Here is a 17,697-nt window from a genome sequence, read left to right on the forward strand (position 1 = left end):
TCGGATGGTCCTCGCCCTGCGCGACCACCCATCCCGACCATGGATTGAGAGTATGACCTCCTCCTGGATCACTACCCCGATCAGCACGGACATCCTGCGCGGCGCACTCGACGTGGAGCACACCGCACGTGGGCTGTTGCCGCATCGGCTGCCAGCCTGGGCCCGCGCCCAGAACACCGACGGACAGCTCGCCATGGTGGAGGCCCAACCCGCCGGCGTGCGGTTGGCCGTTCGCACCCAGGCCACCGTAGTCGAGCTGGACACGCTGCCCACCCGATACATCTATCCCGGCCTGCCGTCCCGCCCCGACGGCGTCTACGACCTGCTCGTCGAGGGCCAGCTGGCCGGCCAGGCCAGCGTCACCGGTGGCGACACGGTGACCATCGACATGACCACCGGGACGACGGAGCGTCGGTCCGGTCCACCCGGCACCCTCCGCTTCACCGGCCTGCCCGACCGGATGAAGGACATCGAGATCTGGCTACCGCACAACGAGACGACCGAGCTCGTCGCCCTGCGCACCGACGCACCGGTGACACCGACACCGCAGCAGGGACGCCGGGTGTGGCTGCACCACGGCAGTTCCATCAGTCAGGGCTCCAACGCGACCAGTCCCACCGCCACCTGGCCCGCTCTCGCCGCGTCCTTCGGCGATGTCGACTTGGTTAATCTCGGCTTCGGCGGGAGCGCGTTGCTCGACCCGTTCACCGCCCGATCCATGCGCGACACCCCGGCCGATCTCATCAGCGTGAAGATCGGCATCAACCTGGTCAACACCGATGTGATGCGGCTTCGGGCGTTCGCCTCGGCCGTACATGGGTTCCTCGACATCATCCGCGAGGGCCACCCGAGCACGCCGTTGCTGGTCGTCTCCCCGATCTACTGTCCGATCCACGAGGACACCCCCGGCCCCGGTGCCTTCGACCTCGCCGCCCTCAGCGCCGGCCAGGTGCGGTTCCGGGCCACCGGCGACCCGGCGGAACGGGCAAGCGGGAAGCTCACCCTCGGCGTCATCCGCGACGAACTGGCGCGGATCACCGCCCAGCGTGCGACCCGCGATCCGCATCTGCATTACCTCGACGGCCTTGACCTCTACGACAAGACCGACTTCGCCGAGATGCCGCTGCCCGACGAGCTTCACCCGGACACCGCCACCCACCGGCGCATCGCCGAACGCTTCGCGAAGCAGGCATTCACCGCCGACGGCCTCTTTTGCGGGACGTGACTCCTTGCCGTGAGACAGCGAGGTCAGGTCGGGCCAGGCCGGCAGGACCAGGCCGTCCGGGTAAGCGGCGACTCTGATCAACGCCGCACCAGGAGTGGAGTACATGATGCACCACCGAGCGCTCGGAAAAGGACCTGGAGGCGCCCCGTATCCGGACATGCCGAGAAGAGTGCGTCCGTTTCTAGAGGAATAGAACATATGCGGGCAAGACTTCTGAATCCGCCTAACTCGCCGACGGCCCACACTCTAGAATCCCGAATTGATCAATCGCTCTCTTGGCCAGGGGCTCTTCGACGGAAGTTGCATGCCGATCGTGTCGCTGCGACTGCATGCTGACAGCCCAAATGCGAGCAATTGGCGGGGCTCACGTTCACGCTGATCAAGCGGCGCGGCGTACCGAGCGGAGCAGAGTCAGGGCTCGTAGGGCGTTGGCGCGGGAGATGGGCTGATCGTCGTCGGACTGCATGGTCAGCACGATCTCGATGGCCTGGCGGATCCAGGCGGTCTTGGTGACGCCGGCGTCCTTGGCGGCCTCGGTGACGGCGTCATCGAGGTCGTTAGGCATGCGTGTCCTCGGGCCTCTTGCCGTACCACGGCTTCGATCGAGTGGCTGTAGCGGGGAAGTGGCAGTGACCGGGATCCTCCTAGGATGGTTAGGGGGTGTGCGCCGCGCCTTGAGAGCGGCTTCCTGAAACGAAGGCGGACGATCGTCGTTAAATGACGGGTGCGTTGTCCCTCCGCACGCGTGATGCTCGGCTCGCCGACCGGGGCGGATGGCTGCCACATGGGTCCTGCCCACGGGTCTGGGCGTATCGAACTTGTCGAGACTGGCCGAGCGGCACAGGCCCCCGGGATGGGCGCCGCTGCCTTATTCAGGGGCGAAGGCCCTGTAGGAGCGCGCCGTGCAGGACGGCGGAGGGGTCGGCGCCGAGGTCGAGTCGGTCGGGTGTGACGTCGGCGCGGACGAGGAGGTCGCCGACGGCGGCGATCATGGCGCCGTTGTCGGTGCAGAGTCGTGGTGCGGGCACGCGTAGCCGTATTCCGGCGGCGGCGCAGCGTTGCTCGGCGAGGGCGCGTACTCGGCTGTTGGCGGCGACCCCGCCGACGAGCAGCAGGGTGTCGGCCTGGTGGTCGCGGCAGGCGGCCAGGGCCTTGCGGGTGACGGTGTCCGCGACGGCTTCCTGGAACGACGCCGCGACGTCGGCCACGGGCAGCGCCCGGTCGCCGTGTCTCTCGACCCAGCGGGCGACGGCGGTCTTGAGGCCGGAGAAGGAGAACCGGTAGGGCGGGTCGGTCGGGCCGGTCATCGGTCGGGGGAAGGCGATCGCGGTGGGGTTGCCGTCGCGGGCGGTGCGGTCGATGGCGGGTCCGCCGGGGTAGGGCAGGCCGAGTAGGCGGGCGACTTTGTCGAAGGCTTCTCCGGCGGCGTCGTCGGCGGTGTCGCCGAGGTGGACGACGGGATCCCGGGCGAGGTCGCCGAGGAGGAGCAGGGAGGTGTGCCCACCGGAGACGATGAGTGCGACGCAGCGGTCAGGGAGTGGACCGTGTTCGAGGACGTCGACGGCGGCGTGGCCGGCGAGGTGGTGCACGCCGTAGAGGGGGACGCCGAGGCTGAGGGCGTAGGCCTTGCCGGCGGCGAGGCCGACCTGGACGGCGGTGGCGAGGCCGGGGCCGGCGGTGGCGGCGACGGCGTCGATGTCGGCGAAGCCGATGCCGGCGCGGTCGAGGGCGTGGCGGACCATGGGGGTGACGGCGTGCAGGTGGGCGCGGGCGGCGATCTCGGGGACGACGCCGCCGAAGCGGGCGTGTTCGTCCATGCTGGTGGCGAGGGCGTCGCCGAGTAGGACGCCGTCGGCGACGATGCCGACGCCGGTTTCGTCGCAGGAGGTTTCGATGCCCAGGACGATCGGCATCGGTCAGTCGTCCTGGTCGGTGCCCGCACCGACGCCGGGGTGTTCGGCGCTGGCGGCCAGGATGCGTTTGCGGAGTTTGGTGGGGAGTCGGTCGACGTAGGTGAGGCCGTCGAGGTGGTCGACTTCGTGTTGGAAGCAGCGGGCGAGGGTGCCGGTGCCGTCCAGCCGGATCTCGTGGCCGTGGACGTCGTAGCCGGTGACGGTGGCGGTGGCGCAGCGGGCCAGTTCGGCGTGCTGGCCGGGGACGGAGAGGCAGCCTTCGGTGTCGGTCACCAGGTCGCGGTGCTCGGGCAGGTGCAGGACCGGGTTGACGACGGTGGCGACGGTGTGGGCGCCGGTGGCGTCGGGGCAGTCGACGACGAAGATCCGCGCGTCGACGCCGATCTGGTTGGCGGCCAGACCGACGCCGTGGGCGGCGTACATGCTGGCGAACATGTCAGCGACGAGGTGGGCGAGGGCGTCGTCGAAGTCGGTCACCTCGGCGCAGCGGCGGTGCAGTACGGGCGTGCCGTAGCGGGTGATGGGGCGCGGAGTGCCGGTCGAAGTCTGCACAGCCACCTATAATATGCAATTGCCAAGAGTTTGCAGTAAGGGCTGTCTCGTGGTGGTCCCGCCGGCCGGCCGAGGTGCTCCGGGCGGTGGTCAGGGTCGGGTGGCGCGGCGTCTGGCACGGTGGGCGCGGACGTGGTGGCGGGTGGCGCACCGGTCGGAGCAGAACCGGCGGCACCGGTTTCTGCTGTCGTCGAGGAAGGCGGTCGGGCACTCTGGGTCCGCGCAGACGCCGAGCCGGTCGATGCCACGTTCACACAGCCAGACGGCGAGTCCCCACACGGCGGCGGCGACGTACTCGACCGAGCGCGGTGTGCCGGGTGTGGCGACGTGCATGTGCCAGTCGACCGCCGAGGTGCCGGAGATCATCGGTCGGACCCGATACCGGGTCAGCAGGGCGTTGATTTCGTCCGCCGCCTGCTGCTCACCGCCTGCCGTCACGCTCTGGAACACCTGACGCAGGCGATGTCCGACCTCCTGCAGCCTCTGCAGGTCGGCATCCACGACGGCGGGAAGTGGGGGATGCTGCGCCAGCAGCGTCCGCGCGTCGGTGAGATCGTCGAGCCGCGCGTTGGCCAGTGCCGCCGCCCGAAGGGCCAGTCGGTAGCTGTCGGCCAGCCCGCTGCGGTTGCCCGTGCCGGCGCCGCGGGCACGGGACGGGCGCGGTGGACCCACCGTCGCCGGTGCCGCCCGTACGCCGACGGGTTGGGCCCTTATCGGGGCGCTGTCCGGCACCCCGCGCACCGCCCGTAGACGACGACACCACTGGGCTGTCCGGGCGGATCCGGGTCGATCCCGACGGCGCGTGCGGCGGCCAGGCTGGCTTCGACCGTCTCGGCCGGCAACTGCCGCATGTCGCCGCAGGTGCCGCAGACGGCGTGGTGGTGCGCGTCGTCGGCGAGCCCGAACGTGGTCGTCCGGCCGACCGGCACGGTGTGGGCGATGCCCAGCTCGACCAGTTGCCGCAGCACCCGGTGCACCGTCGACAGTTCCACGGCCACACCACGGGCGAGCAGCGCGTGGTGCAGCTCGGTCACGGTGAGGTGCCCGCGGCCACCGACCGCGTGGGCGAGTAGGTCGAGCACTCCTCGTCGAGCAGCGGTGTTCCGCAGGCCGGCACGGCGTAGTCGCCGCACGGCGGCGGTCACCCGGTCGGTCTCCGATGTGGTCAACCGCCCCTCCTCGCCGCGCGATCGTCGGTTCTATTGCAAGATAGTGGCAAGAGCATCATCATGGCAGCAACCCTGGAGGAGTTCTCATGGCGGTCTACACCCTGCCGGATCTGCCCTACGACTACGGCGCTCTGGAGCCGGCGATGTCGGGGCAGATCCTGGAGCTACACCACGACAAGCACCACGCCACGTATGTCAAGGGCGCCAACGACGGTCTGGAGCAGCTCGCCGAGGCTCGCGCCAAGGGCGACTTCTCGACCCTGGTCGGATTGGAGAAGACGTTCGCGTTCAACCTGTCCGGTCACGTGCTGCACTCGATCTTCTGGGGCAACCTCTCCCCGGACGGCGGTGACCGCCCCGACGGTGAGCTGGCTGCCGCGATCGAGGAGCACTTCGGTTCGTTCGACGCGTTCGCCGGACAACTCTCCGCCGCCACCAAGGGCGTGCAGGGCTCCGGGTGGGGCGTGCTGGCCTGGGAGCCGCTCGGGCAGCGGCTGATCGTGGAGCAGGTCTACGACCACCACGGCAACGTCGGTCAGGGATCGACGCCGCTGCTGGTGTTCGACGCCTGGGAGCACGCCTACTACCTGCAGTACAAGAATGTGCGGCCGGACTACGTGGACCGGCTGTGGAACCTGGTGAACTGGTCGGACGTGATCGCCCGCTTCGACGCCGCCCGCGCCGCCACGCCGAAGATCTGAGCGGCGTGACCGGCCTCACCCCGGCCGCGGCGGAGCTGGTGCAACGCGCCGCCGGGGTCATCGCGGCCAAGCACCGCGGTGACCTCGACGGCGCCGAGGAACTCATGTCGGCGTTCGGCTCCGAACAGGCCAAGACCCTCGGTTTCTACCTCCTGGCGGACCTGAGCCTCGGACTGCTCCGCGCGCAGAGCGGCCAGTCCCTGGACGACCTCGTCCGTGAGCTGTCCCTGCTCGTCGCCGCCACCGCCACGCCACCCGACAGTTGACCGCGGTGTTCCTCCGGTCGGTGTCGCCGGCACCAGGTGTGCCGGCGACAACCGATCGGAGGCGACCACCCTGCCGACTGCCGCGCCGCATCGTGCGCGCCGGGCCGGCAGTACCTGGGCGGGGTGGTCGGCCGTGGGGTATCAGAAACAGGCTCGCTCTGCTGCCACTAGCATGTAGTTGCATAACTGTGGCAATAAGGGGGCGTTGGTGCGGACGGCGGAGATCAAACGGCGCTTCCTGGCGCATTTCGAGGCCAACGGGCACACGGTGGTGCCCTCGGCGCCGTTGCCCGCGATCTCGGATCCGAACCTGCTGTTCATCAACGCCGGCATGGTGCAGTTCGTCCCGTACTTCCTCGGTCAGCGGGCTGCGCCGTACCGGACGGCGGTGTCGGTGCAGAAGTGCATCCGGACGCCGGACATCGACGAGGTCGGCAAGACCAGCCGGCACGGCACGTTCTTCCAGATGAACGGCAACTTCTCCTTCGGCGACTACTTCAAGGCCGACGCGATCCGCCTCGCCTGGGACCTGTCGACCACCCCGGTGGAGCAGGGCGGTTTCGGGTTGGACCCGGAGCGGATCTGGGCGACGGTCTATCTGGACGACGACGAGGCGTACGACCTGTGGCTGGCCACCGGCATGCCCCTCGAGCGGATCGTGCGTCGCGGCAAGGCGGACAACTACTGGTCGATGGGCATCCCCGGCCCGGCCGGCCCGTGCTCCGAGTTGTACTACGACCGGGGCCCCGCCTACGGCGCCGAGGGCGGCCCCGAGGTCGACGAGGACCGGTACCTGGAGTTCTGGAACCTCGTGTTCATGCAGTACGAGATCGCCGACGTGGCGTCGAAGACCGACTTCCGGATCGTCGGTGACCTACCCCACAAGAACATCGACACCGGCATGGGCCTGGAACGGATCGCCTCGATCCTGCAGGGCGTGGACAACCTCTACGAGATCGACGAGGTGCGTCCCATCCTGGCCCGGGCCGCCGAGCTGACCGGCAAGCGGTACGGCGTGCACTCCGGGCCCGCCGCCGCCCAGTCCCACCCCGACGACGTACGCCTACGGGTCATCGCCGACCACGTCCGCACCGCGCTCATGCTCATCGGCGACGGAGTCACCCCGTCCAACGAGGGCCGCGGCTACGTGCTGCGCCGGATCATGCGCCGCGCCATCCGCGCCATGCGACTGCTCGGCTGGCAGGACAAAGCCCTACCCGAACTGCTGCCCGTTGCGCGCGACTGCATGTCCCCGTCGTACCCCGAACTCGCCGCCGACTTCGACCGCATCTCCTCGGCCGCCTACGCGGAGGAGGACACCTTCCTCGGCACGCTGCGTGCCGGCACCACCATCCTCGACACCGCGATCGCCGAGACCAAGAAAGCCGGACGATCCTCACTGCCCGGCGACAAGGCGTTCCAACTGCACGACACGTACGGCTTCCCGATCGACCTCACCCTGGAGATCGCCAACGAGCAGGGCCTGACGGTGGACGCCGACGGGTTCCGGGCCCTGATGACCGAGCAGCGCGCCCGCGCGAAGGCCGACGCGAAGGCCCGCAAGACCGGCCACGCCGACCTGACGGCCTACCGGACAGTCCTGGACGCCCACGGGCCGACCGACTGGCTGGCCTACAGGACCCTCGTCACCGAGTCCCAGGTGCTCGCCCTCTGGTCCCGGGGCGCGACCGTCGACACCGCCCACGCGGGCGACATCGTCACCGTCGCGCTGGACCGTACCCCGTTCTACGCCGAGAGCGGCGGACAGGACTCCGACGCCGGCATGCTCACCGGCCCGCACCTGCGCGCCGAGATCATCGACGTGCAACGGCCGATCAAGGATCTGATCGCGCACACCGTCCGGATCCTCGACGGCAGCCTCACCGTCGGCGACCCCGTGCACGCCGCCGTCGACCCGCAGTGGCGCCTCGGCGCCCGGCAGGCCCACTCCGGCACCCACGTCGTCCACGCCGCGCTGCGCCACGTCCTCGGACCGAACGCGCTGCAATCCGGCTCGTACAACCGGCCCGGCTATCTGCGCCTGGACTTCGCCTGGCGCGGCGGCCTGTCCGAGGCCACCCGCAGCGAGATCGAGGAGGTCGCGAACCTCGCGATCCGCCGCGACCTGCCCGTCAACGTCCGCTACCTACCTCTGGAACAGGCCCGTGCCGAAGGCGCCCTAGCCCTGTTCGGCGAAACCTACGACGACACCGTCCGGGTCGTCGAGATCGGCGGCGAGTGGTCCCGCGAACTGTGCGGCGGCACCCACGTCGACCACTCCGCGCAGATCGGCTCCCTCGCCCTCACCGGCGAATCGTCGGTCGGCGCCGGACAACGCCGCATCGAAGCAGTCACCGGCATCGAAGCGTTCCGGTACCTGGCCCGCGAACGCGACCTCGTCGGCCAACTCGCCGCCCAACTCAAAGCCCGCCCCGAGGAACTACCCGACCGGATCGCCACCCTCCTCGCACGCATGAAGCAGATCGAACGCGAAGCCAACAACCTCCGCGACCGAATCATGGACCTCGACGCCGACGGATACGCCGCCCACGCCGTCGACCTCGACGGCGTCGCCTACGTCGGCGTCACCACCACCGACGACGGCCGACGCCTCGCCGACAAGGTCCGCGACCGACTCGGCCGCCGCCCCGGCGTCGTCGGCGTCGTCGCCGGGGCAGGCATCGTCGTCACCGTCACCCCCACCGGCCTCAAACGCGGACTCTCCGCCGCCGGCCTGATCAAGCTGCTACTCGCCGGAAGAGGCGGCGGCAACGCCGCGCTCGCCCAGGGCAAAGCCACCGGCGACCCCACCGACCTGCTGGCGCGGCTACGCGACCTCACCGCCACCGCATGACCTCCTATCCGGCCGACCTGCTGGCCGGCATGCAACACGCCGTCGGGATCATCGCGGCCCGCCACCGCGGCGACCTCGACGGCGCCCACGCCGACGCGTACACCGACGACGCGCAACGCGCCCACGCGTTCCTCCTCGTCACCGAACTCGCCCTCACCATCGTCGCCGACGGCACAGGGAATGATCTCCAGACAGTCGTCCAGGTCCTCGAGCCCGCAGATCTCCGTCGACGGCAGTGGCGCTTGTTTCGGAACCGGAGAGGTGGTGTGGTCGCCATCTGCGAGAGGTTGACGACGGGGGAGGTGCGGCGGGAGTGCTGCTCCAGCCGCACTTCGTTACTTGATCAATCTGGATCGGTGGTGGTGTCAGCGGGCGCGGGCCCGATGCTGGCGGGGGGCCCGGGACCCCGCCAGCGGCGCCGGGAGCGTCCTCCGTCCTTGACTTTGTCGCATTCTATGCCTCATCCTGCTGAGACAAGACTTGCGACATTCGGAGGTGGTGGCATGCGCCAGGCAGATGTCCCGGAGGCGAGGCGGTGGCTGGCCCGGCACGGCCTGACCGACGTCGAGCCGACCCCACTGATCGCGACACGGCTGGAGGCCCGCCGGCACGCCAAACTGGCCGACAGCGTCCTGTTGGCCGGGTTCCTCATCGGTGCGGCGGTCACGCACGCTGCGGGGCGGCTCGCCGACCCGGCGTTCTCCTGGCCACCGTTGCTGGCACTGATGGCGTTGGCCGTCGGGCTGCTGGTGGGGCAGTGGCTGATCGGCTGGTGGGTACGGCGGGTCGACCGGCGGGCGGGCGCCCAGCTTCCCCAGCGGGTGGCCCACCCGGTCGAGCTCGGCTGGCCGGCGGTGCTGGGCCGGTCACACGCCATCTACACCGCCGCCACCTTCACCGCCGCACTGCTGCTGGCGGTGAGCGTACTGCCGATGTCGGACCTCGGCCTGCGGTACGGGGCGATCGTCGTCCTGATCGGCCTCGCCGGGGCCGGCGCCGGGACCGTCCTGCAACTGCGCCAGGTGCTGGTCAGCCCGGCCGTGGCAGAGGACGAGGCGTCACTCACGGCCGACGTCATCATGCGCGTCGAGGACGCCCGTGCCCTCGCCACACCCAGCCTGGTGTGGTCACTGCCGCCCATCTTCCTGTACGGGGAGTCGCTCGGCTGGTGGAACGCCGCCGCCCTGGCGCTCGTCGTGGCGGGAGTGATCGCGTTCGGCATGATCCAGATGCGGACCGCAGGTGTCGGGACGGCAGCACGGCAGGCCCTGGCCGCTCGATGATCGTCATCGACGCGGGCTCGCCGACGCCGCCGTACGAGCAGCTCCGGGCCCAGCTCGCGCGGCAGATCCAGGAACGCTCGCTCGCTGTCGGTACGAGACTGCCGACGATCCGTCGGCTTGCGGCCGACCTCGGCCTCGCCGTGAACACCGTCGGTCGGGCCTACCGGGAACTGGAGGAGGCCGGGCTGATCGAGACCCGTGGACGGGCCGGCTCGTTCGTCTCCGCCGCCGGCGAGCAGGCCCTGGTGCAGGCGCACCAGGCCGCCCGCGAATACGCGGCGGTGATCTCCAGCGTCGGCATCGACCGTACCGAGGCGATCCGGATCGTCGAGGCGGCGCTGGGCCGACCGGCGATGCCGTGAGCCACCGCCGAGTGGCGGGGTTATCAGAGCCCGGCGTCGAACTCGGTTGCTTGCCAAATCGCGGTGACAGTCGCCGTCGCCGTTGAATATCGTGCCTCAGCTGATGGATCGGACCAGAGGGGTGGTCGGTGAGGCGACGGTCGCCGCAGGAGAAGAAGGCGCTGAGCTATGCGCGGGACTGCCGGTACAACTACGGCGAGAGCAACAAGGGCTCGCGTCGCAGCATCCGGCGTAACAAGCGGTTTCCCCACCGGGCCAACCGGCACCATGACCATGTGGCGCTCGCTGCCCTTACCGGTGCACCTGATCCGTTGATGGGCGAGGCTGTCGAGGTTCGTGTGCGGGGCCGGCGTCCGAAGGCTTGGCGCAAGTGCCCGGACCTCCCACTCGGGGTGGCCATCGCGTCCCGGCGTGAGCCGTGATCGGCTACGAACGTCCGTCGGCCGCACGCGGCTGCCCCGCAGCCTGTCGAAGGGCCCAACGGGTGGGCCAGCGGACGCGGCGTGTACTGCGTGCCGGTTCTGTCGTCGTTCACTTCTATCTATCAGGGGGCACGTGAGCTGGGGCCGCGGCGTGACGGGCGGGTGTTGGCGATGATCATCCTCAGCCGGAGTGGGAGTTGGCCGGAGGCCGTCGCGTGGCTCGGACGACGTCGAGTGCTCCGACCTTGCCGGCCAGGCCGGCATCGGCCATCTCAGCGAGCAGGATCTCAGGTGTGACTACGTGCCAGTGGTAGTTTGCGCGGTCCTCCCGCAGCACAGTGCCATCGGCGTCCCGTACCCGGTAGCGCATCCGCCAGGTCACCGCCGTCGGGCCGGATGGCTCGGCCGACCCGCCTCGTTCGTAGGTGTGGCGACCGACCTGGACCTCGCCGAAGACCGTGAAGGGCACGGGCGTGGGTTCTGCGGGTGGTTGCAGATTCAGCACCAGCGGTGCGCCCGGCGCGAGTCGCTCGGCCACCCGCCGCAGGAAGGTGCGGCGACCGTCGGGCTTGAGGTGGCCGATCATGTTCATCGCGAGTACGCCACCGAGGCGGCGGGGCAGTTCGAAACTGAGTGCGTCCTCGGCCAGCACCGTGACCCGCTGTCGCAGGTCGGGGTGCCTGGCGATGCGGGACAGGAGCACCGCCCGCAGGACCGGTGACGGTTCCACCGCGATCACGTCGCCGTCCGAAACGGCTCCGGCGAGCACCTCCGTTCCGAGGAGCGGTGGCCTCCGTGCGCATGGGCCTCAACGGGACACCGGGCTGGCTGCCACCGAATGCATGGGGGCTGCGCGGGTGCAGGCCGACTCACAGGGGCAGCGGGGCAGCTTGTCGCGCAGGTCCTCGACCCTGGCACTTGGAGGATCGCGGTCGGTACGCAGATCAAGTGCAGCGAGCAACCCCGAACACCAGGGCGCGCGTTCGGCAGCGCGCAGAGTACTGGTCTTGTCTGCTGCGGGCTCCGTGACCATCGGCACTGTGGTGGCCGGCAGCCGCGCGATGTACTGAGACTTCGGAGAGTCCGACGCGCTGGTAGGAAGAAGAGTCACGTGATCTTCTGGGTGGGCGGCGCCGGTGCGGTGCTGTTCGTGTTGGTGTTCCTCATCGACGGTTGGAGCCGGCCGCACTACGCACCAGTACGCCACCCGGTCAGCGCCTTGGCGCTCGGCGGGCGAGGCTGGATCCAAACGGCGAACTTCCTCGTCTCTGGCTCCGCGATCACGGTAGGGGCACTCGGGGTGGTCGTCGAGGGTCCGAGCGTCCCGGTCGGTGTGGTCCTGACGGTCTTTGGGCTCGGCATCGTCGCATCCGGGGTGTTCCGGATGGATCCGATGCTCGGATATCCGCCGGACGCTCCAGCAGGGATACCCGAGGGGCACAGCGCCCAGCACCGACTCCACGATCTCGCCGGTGCCGTTGTCTTCCTGTCCCTACCCCTCTCCGCGGCTGTCGGCGCGTTCACGCTGCCCGGGGCATCCTGGAGAATCACCTCGGCCTGTTTCGCCCTCGCCCTGTTCTTCGGATTCAGCCGGTTCGGCAGGGCGTGGGACGAGGTGTCACCGCGCCTCGGCCTCGTCCAACGCGCCATCATCATCCCCGGATGGGGCTGGCTCGCCGCCCTGTTCACCGCCCTGGCGCTCGGACTGAGCTAGCTTGACCACCGGCTGTCCTGGGCGCGCAGCTCCCGCATCCCGGTGTGCCTTGTCCCTCAGCGCGGCACGGCGTGGATGATTGCCGCCACCAACAGCAGCACCGGTGTGGCGGCGACAGTCCCGCGAATGACGGGCCAGTTGATCCGACCCCTTTTCGGAAGGCTCTGGAGCAGGATCAAGCCGGCGAGCAGTGTGACGAGAAGTAGCATCGCCCCAGCGGGAAATGCGAAGAGCAACATCTCTTCCCGTGGTGAGTAGTCATAGCGTACTCGTTCGTGAGACTGCTGACTGAGCAGGACGATGTAGGCGGCAATCACCAGGATGTGCCAGCCGGCCAGGACCGCATGTGCGGGGACGGGGTCCCGATCGTCGGTCTCGCCTACGTCGACTTGTGGCACGTAGTTCCTCCTGCGGCCGGCGTCTCATCGCCATTCGTCTATCAGTCTAACTGCCCTGCAGTGAAGCGGGCGATAGCGATGGCGTTTGGGAAGAAAGGTGTGGACTGAACCGTCGGCGCCTTGGTGCGCCGTGTCGGCGAAGGTCATCACGTTCGCGTCGGCCAAGTCGGCGATGAATTGCACATCAATGCCGTGTCGTCGGTGTTTTCTGCAGTAGGAGGGCTTCTGGTCGTACACGTGGTCGATCGGTATCAGAGCGTCGGCGAGGATCGTGTTGGCCAGCCGTCGGATCCTGCTCATCGCCCGTTCAGGTCATCGGTGGTGGAGGCGCGACGTCCCCATTGGGGTCGGGTCATGTTGTAGGGCCGGTGGCCGTTCCACCGGGAGCGGTTCTGGTGCCCTGGCCTGCGGAAACTCCGCGAGTGTCACAACACCCCTGCGGGTCTGCCCTTTGTGGAAGGTTTCGCTCGGAAGGTTGCCGACCTTCGACGGTGCCGAACGAGCAGAGGCGGTCACTGCCGCAGGAGCAAGGCGAGATCAAGAACCACACGACCGCTGAAGCTGCCCGTCGTGTGAGCTTCGCCGGTCAGTAGGTCGACTCGGTACACCCGGCTGCCGGCGGCGCCGTTGAGCACGGCGTAGGCGTCGTTGGCCACGGCGCGATCGCCACGCAGAGCGCTGTGGATGTCGAAGCCTGCTTGTAGTGCCGCGTTGACTCCGAGTGAGCCGGTGGCGGCCAGTTGCCCGGAGTTCGCGGGGGATTGCAGCGCGACCTGGTCCAGGGTGGTGTCGATGTCGAACAGGGTCGTGGCAGTGGCGGGGTTGAGGTCATTGTTGGTGTAGGCGGCCCCGGTGACACCGATGGCGGCGGTGGCGGGCGGGTAGGTGAGGGGGCCGTCAACGACGGTCGTACCGCCAGGGTTGATGTTGTGGCGCAGGTTCTGGCCGGTGTCGCTGATGACTCGGAGTCGGTCGGCGGCGGGGTTGAAATCGACGCCGAACGACGTGCCGTTCAGTGCGACGGTCAGTTGACTGACCTTCGTAGCTACGGCGGTGCGGGTGCTCAGTGCGTAGACGCCGCCGGTGTTGCCGACGCCGTAGAGGTTGCCGTCCTGAACGCGGAAGTCGATGCCGATGAGTACTTCGCTACCGGGTAGGTCGACCGAGCCGATGGTGCAGGCCAGGGCAGGGGTATTGACGGCGAATTTGATCAGCTGCTGATCGGCGGTGAGGCCGACGGCGACGAGCCCGTTGCGCCCGCCCGCGTTCAGTAGGTCCCACAGCAGCGTGCAGGTGCCGGTACGCAACGACGGTAGGCCGTGAGACGGGATGCCTTCTGCGGTGCTGTGGCTCGTTGGGGCGGCGCTGACCGGTGTCGAGGTGACCCCGACGGTGGTGACCACCATCGTGGCGGCGCAAAGCAGCCCACGGAAAAGCGTACGGTGCATGAGAGGCACTTCCTTGATCAGAGGCACCGACGGACTCCTCGGCGGAATCCGGCGCCCTAGCGGCGGCGGTGCGGGGATGAATTCCCTGGTCAAAGCCTATGAGCGGTGAATCCCCAGGTCTTGTCGGATATCATACTTTCCTCCGACTTTCGCACCTTCTGCACAGAGCAATGACCGAAGACACTCTGCCTCGCTCGGAGTGTTGATTGCCCGATTCGTGGCCAGAGCCCGCTTGAAACGATCTCGATGATCTGACGACGATGGTGCCGCAGCACCGCCGGGTGCGCGTCATCGTCCAGGTTGAGGCGCAGCTGGACGTCGTCGTCGCCGACCAGGATCTGCGCGGGTAGCCGGTGGCGGTTGCGGTATCGCTGCCAGGCGTCGCGCCACTGCGGCCGGTTAGGCCTGCGTGGTCAATCCGCCGGCCCAGACCGGACGCAGGCCCGGTACACCGCCTCCTCGAACGCGGTGATCGCGGCTTTGAGCTCCTGGGTCGCCGGCACCACAGTCGCCCGCGTGGTGTCATCGGTGGCGACCAGCGTGCCGCAACGCTCCCGGCCCGCGCGCCACCGCTCGACCTCCGCCATCACGGGCAGCAACTCCACGATGTGTCGTAGCCGGGTTCCGGTGTCGCCCGGCGGGGGAGAGGAGCAGACGAAGGCGTACCACGACTCCAGATGACGATCGCTTTCCTTGCCGATGGCGATGAGAGCCGCCCGCCGCTGCTGGTTGGTGAGCCGAAGCTCGACGACAGGCAGGTCCGCCTGCGGCGGCACGGCCCGGAAATGGGTCTTCACCAGGTTCGCGATCGTCTGGGCGGCGTGCTGGACCTCGCTGCCGACCTCCACGGCCGTGGACTGGCGGACCCGGGAACCGAGTTGGCCCATGCGGTCCCGCGTCTGCCCCATCCGGCGTATCGGATCGGTGAAGTCCTCGCTCACGGCGATCAGCTCCACCTCGGTGTCCGAGCCCCACCGGCCCTGGTCGAAGCAGTAGCGGGCCACCTCGTTCAAGAATCGTCGGGCGGACTCCCGCACCGGATCCACGCTCCACTGCGGAGTCTGCTGCTGCCGAGCCCGTTCCCGTCGCCGCCCCTCGACCAGACGGGCGGCCTGCTTTGCCATGACCAGGGCGGGGTGCAGCCCGCTGCGCCGGTCTGCCTCGAACTGGAGCTGGGCGTCGACGGCATCGCTCGCCGCCGAACCCGGCGGACGTTTGTCGACCGGCGAGAAGTCGTACGACGTGTGGTCGGGCGCCCGCCGCCGGCGTGCCTGCCGCCCGCCCCAGGTGCCTCGTGCGACCTGCTTGTCGTTCGGCGCAGGTGTCATCTCGCCCCCCTCCAGCCAAAAATCCACGATGGTGGTCGCGCGAGCCAGCGTGACACCCGGGGTCTGCTACCCGACAGGGCGGGTCGTTCGAGGGGCAGCGGAGGGGGTGACGCTCTCGACCGTGGCGATGCGCCGTCCTCACGTCGGCCACGACAGCGCGGCCGGTGAGCGCGCCAAGCAGCCAAAACAAGGCGATATGCCCGCTATGGTGAGCGTATGGCGGTGCGGGCTGGCGAGGGCATGACGGAGGAGCGGCTCGGCAACCCCACTCCGATGTCCGTACTGATGTACCACTCGATCTCCCGGCTCGACGGCGGCCGACTCCGGTCGCTCGCTGTCGAACCGCGACGGCTTACCGACCACCTGGCGACGCTGTCGGACGCCGGTTACCGTCTGGTCGGCCTGAGTGCGGCCCTGGACTCCCTCGCGGCGGGCCAATCGGACACCCCACAGGTGGCGCTGACCTTCGACGACGGGTACGCCAACTTCCTCACGGCCGGTCTCCCCGCTCTGACGGCGGCCGGCGCGTCGGCCACCCTCTACCCCGCCGTCGGCAGCCTCGGGGGCAACGCGGACTGGCTCGGGCGGCAGGCGGACGCGTTCGGTCCGCTGCTGACCTGGGAACAGTTGCGGGATGTCGCAGAGGCCGGCGTGGAGATCGGCAACCACGGCCTGATCCACCACCCGCTCGACGTACTGCCTCGGGGCCGGCTCGAACAGGAGATCCGGGACAGTCGGGACCGACTGGAGCAGGAGCTCTCCCGTCCGATCCGCTCGTTCTGTTACCCGCACGGCTACCACAACCCGCAGGTACAGGAACTGGTCCGGGCCTACGGGCACGACAACGCCTGCGAGGTCGGCCGGCGGCGCTACCGTCCGATGGCCAACACGCGTTCCGCCGCCACCGGGGCCGGCGACAGTCGCATGGCCATACCCCGGCTGCAGCCCACCCCCGATCTGACCGGGGCGGACCTGCTGACGCTGGTCCGAGGTCACGGCCCGACGATCGGTCCCGAGGTGCGACGTCTGGCGCAACCCGCATGGCGGCTGACCCGGCGGCTCGCCGCCCGTGCTGGCTGGCGGCTGACCTGAGGAGAGCGGCGATGGGCCGGGCCCGGTCGTGGTGGCGTCGCCTCGTACGCCGGCCCGACGACCCGGTTCCGGCGCAGTCCCGGCTCGCCCGGCCAGGTTTCGGACCCTGGTGGACCGGGCTGGCGGTGCTCGCCACGGTGGCTACGGTCGGGTTCGTCGTGGTGATCGATCCGTTGAGCAACCACCGGTCCGGCCGGAAGAGCACGCCACATCCGTCGCACCCGGTGCCCGGTGGCACCCCCGGCCCCGGCAGGGGACAGCTACCGGGCCAGGTCGGCTCCTCGGGTGTGCCGATGCCCCGGGGCGATCTTCCGGGCTGGCGGCAGATCTTCGCTGATGACTTCTCCGGCACGGCACTCAGCAGCGACTGGTTCGCGTACGAGGGGCAGCCGGACGGCGACCCGGGCGGGTGGTTCGATCCGTCCCACGTCATGGTCGCCGACGGCCTGCTGACCATCGGCGGCTGGCGCGAGCCCGCCCGGGGTGACCTGTACGTGACCGGAGGCGTGTCGAACCGGCACGCTGTCAGCCGCAGCTACGGCCGGTACGACATCCGCTTCCGGATGGACCAGGGCACCGGTATCGCCTACGCCCTGTTGCTCTGGCCGGCCGACAACCAGTACCCGCCGGAGATCGACATCGCCGAGGACAACGGGCGCGACCGCCGCCGGATGTACGGCGTCCTGCACCCGCCGCAGGGGCGGCCGGTCGAGCGCAGCGTCGCCGGTGACTTCACCCAGTGGCACACCGCCGGTCTGGAGTGGACCCCCGGGCGGCTCGTCTTCACCCTCGACGGTGTGCCCTGGACCACCATCACCGGCGACGGCGTTCCCCGCGAGCCGATGGCGCTCGCGCTGCAGAGTCAGGCGTGGTACTGCGGGCACACCTGGGAGGCGTGCCCGGACGCGACCACACCGGCCCGGGTCGACCTGACGATCGACTGGGTGACCATCTACGCGCCGACCTGACC

Annotated in this window: 18 protein-coding genes; 9 read left to right on the top strand and 9 right to left on the bottom strand. The window is 69.4% G+C overall.

Translation table 11 applies throughout. The features are described from left to right. Positions 1-52 precede the first annotated feature (52 nt). On the top strand, positions 53-1,225 hold the full coding sequence (locus tag ACFYTT_RS00225) for a GDSL-type esterase/lipase family protein (RefSeq protein ID WP_387256703.1): 1,173 nt from the start codon (positions 53-55) through the stop codon (positions 1,223-1,225). A 379-nt stretch (positions 1,226-1,604) separates the two neighbouring features. Here the strand turns inward: ACFYTT_RS00225 and ACFYTT_RS00230 are convergent, their stop codons facing one another. From ACFYTT_RS00230 to ACFYTT_RS00250, 5 genes are all read right to left on the bottom strand, one after another. Continuing rightward, positions 1,605-1,790 carry a hypothetical protein gene (locus tag ACFYTT_RS00230; RefSeq protein ID WP_387256705.1) on the bottom strand — a complete coding sequence of 62 codons (186 nt, stop codon included), beginning with the start codon at positions 1,788-1,790 and terminating at the stop codon, positions 1,605-1,607. 307 nt (positions 1,791-2,097) lie between these two features. Then, a complete protein-coding gene (tsaD, locus tag ACFYTT_RS00235; protein WP_387256707.1) occupies positions 2,098-3,138 on the bottom strand; it encodes a tRNA (adenosine(37)-N6)-threonylcarbamoyltransferase complex transferase subunit TsaD in 1,041 nt (346 codons plus the stop codon). A 3-nt stretch (positions 3,139-3,141) separates the two neighbouring features. After that, positions 3,142-3,690, bottom strand: coding sequence for a peptide deformylase (def, locus tag ACFYTT_RS00240; RefSeq protein WP_387256709.1), 549 nt, complete (start codon positions 3,688-3,690; stop codon positions 3,142-3,144). A gap of 90 nt (positions 3,691-3,780) precedes the next feature. Next, positions 3,781-4,422: a CGNR zinc finger domain-containing protein gene (locus ACFYTT_RS00245; protein WP_387256711.1), complete on the bottom strand. Its 642-nt coding sequence runs from the start codon at positions 4,420-4,422 to the stop codon at positions 3,781-3,783. Continuing rightward, positions 4,401-4,859 (bottom strand): Fur family transcriptional regulator, encoded by a 459-nt coding sequence (locus ACFYTT_RS00250; protein WP_387256713.1) that lies wholly within the window; start codon positions 4,857-4,859, stop codon positions 4,401-4,403. Before ACFYTT_RS00250 ends, ACFYTT_RS00245 begins: the two co-directional genes overlap by 22 nt. 86 nt (positions 4,860-4,945) lie before the next feature. Here ACFYTT_RS00250 and ACFYTT_RS00255 point away from each other — a divergent pair, with 86 nt between their 5' ends. From ACFYTT_RS00255 to ACFYTT_RS00275, 5 genes are all read left to right on the top strand, one after another. Continuing rightward, complete coding sequence (locus tag ACFYTT_RS00255) at positions 4,946-5,560, top strand: superoxide dismutase (protein ID WP_357217866.1); 615 nt, start codon at positions 4,946-4,948, stop codon at positions 5,558-5,560. A 5-nt stretch (positions 5,561-5,565) separates the two neighbouring features. Continuing rightward, positions 5,566-5,826, top strand: coding sequence for a superoxide dismutase (locus tag ACFYTT_RS00260; protein WP_387256715.1), 261 nt, complete (start codon positions 5,566-5,568; stop codon positions 5,824-5,826). Between the two features lie 208 nt (positions 5,827-6,034). Continuing rightward, positions 6,035-8,680, top strand: a complete 2,646-nt coding sequence (gene alaS / locus ACFYTT_RS00265; RefSeq protein ID WP_387256716.1) for an alanine--tRNA ligase — start codon at positions 6,035-6,037, stop codon at positions 8,678-8,680. A 503-nt stretch (positions 8,681-9,183) separates the two neighbouring features. Beyond that, positions 9,184-9,963, top strand: coding sequence for a hypothetical protein (locus ACFYTT_RS00270; RefSeq protein WP_387256718.1), 780 nt, complete (start codon positions 9,184-9,186; stop codon positions 9,961-9,963). Further along, positions 9,960-10,325 (top strand): GntR family transcriptional regulator, encoded by a 366-nt coding sequence (locus tag ACFYTT_RS00275; protein WP_387256720.1) that lies wholly within the window; start codon positions 9,960-9,962, stop codon positions 10,323-10,325. The genes ACFYTT_RS00270 and ACFYTT_RS00275 overlap by 4 nt, the downstream gene beginning before the upstream one ends. A 603-nt stretch (positions 10,326-10,928) precedes the next feature. Here the strand turns inward: ACFYTT_RS00275 and ACFYTT_RS00280 are convergent. Continuing rightward, complete coding sequence (locus ACFYTT_RS00280) at positions 10,929-11,477, bottom strand: class I SAM-dependent methyltransferase (RefSeq protein ID WP_387256722.1); 549 nt, start codon at positions 11,475-11,477, stop codon at positions 10,929-10,931. A 381-nt stretch (positions 11,478-11,858) separates the two neighbouring features. On the opposite strand from ACFYTT_RS00280, the gene ACFYTT_RS00285 reads away from it, so the two are divergent. Then, positions 11,859-12,461: a DUF998 domain-containing protein gene (locus ACFYTT_RS00285; RefSeq protein ID WP_387256724.1), complete on the top strand. Its 603-nt coding sequence runs from the start codon at positions 11,859-11,861 to the stop codon at positions 12,459-12,461. A gap of 56 nt (positions 12,462-12,517) precedes the next feature. On the opposite strand, the gene ACFYTT_RS00290 is transcribed toward ACFYTT_RS00285, so the two are convergent. The 3 genes from ACFYTT_RS00290 to ACFYTT_RS00300 all read right to left on the bottom strand — a co-directional run bounded on the left by ACFYTT_RS00290 (position 12,518) and on the right by ACFYTT_RS00300 (position 15,635). After that, positions 12,518-12,859, bottom strand: a complete 342-nt coding sequence (locus ACFYTT_RS00290) for a hypothetical protein (RefSeq protein WP_387256726.1) — start codon at positions 12,857-12,859, stop codon at positions 12,518-12,520. Between the two features lie 512 nt (positions 12,860-13,371). Then, positions 13,372-14,334 (bottom strand): DUF4394 domain-containing protein, encoded by a 963-nt coding sequence (locus ACFYTT_RS00295; protein WP_387256728.1) that lies wholly within the window; start codon positions 14,332-14,334, stop codon positions 13,372-13,374. 386 nt (positions 14,335-14,720) lie between these two features. Then, positions 14,721-15,635, bottom strand: coding sequence for a hypothetical protein (locus ACFYTT_RS00300; RefSeq protein WP_387256730.1), 915 nt, complete (start codon positions 15,633-15,635; stop codon positions 14,721-14,723). Positions 15,636-15,851: 216 nt separating this feature from the next. Here ACFYTT_RS00300 and ACFYTT_RS00305 point away from each other — a divergent pair, with 216 nt between their 5' ends. Next, positions 15,852-16,727: a polysaccharide deacetylase family protein gene (locus ACFYTT_RS00305; protein WP_131052190.1), complete on the top strand. Its 876-nt coding sequence runs from the start codon at positions 15,852-15,854 to the stop codon at positions 16,725-16,727. 11 nt (positions 16,728-16,738) lie between these two features. Continuing rightward, entirely contained in the window at positions 16,739-17,695 is a 957-nt protein-coding gene (locus ACFYTT_RS00310) for a family 16 glycosylhydrolase (protein WP_387256731.1), read from the top strand. Positions 17,696-17,697 lie beyond the last annotated feature (2 nt).

This window comes from Micromonospora sp. NPDC003816 (assembly GCF_042874705.1).
Lineage (GTDB): Bacteria > Actinomycetota > Actinomycetes > Mycobacteriales > Micromonosporaceae > Micromonospora.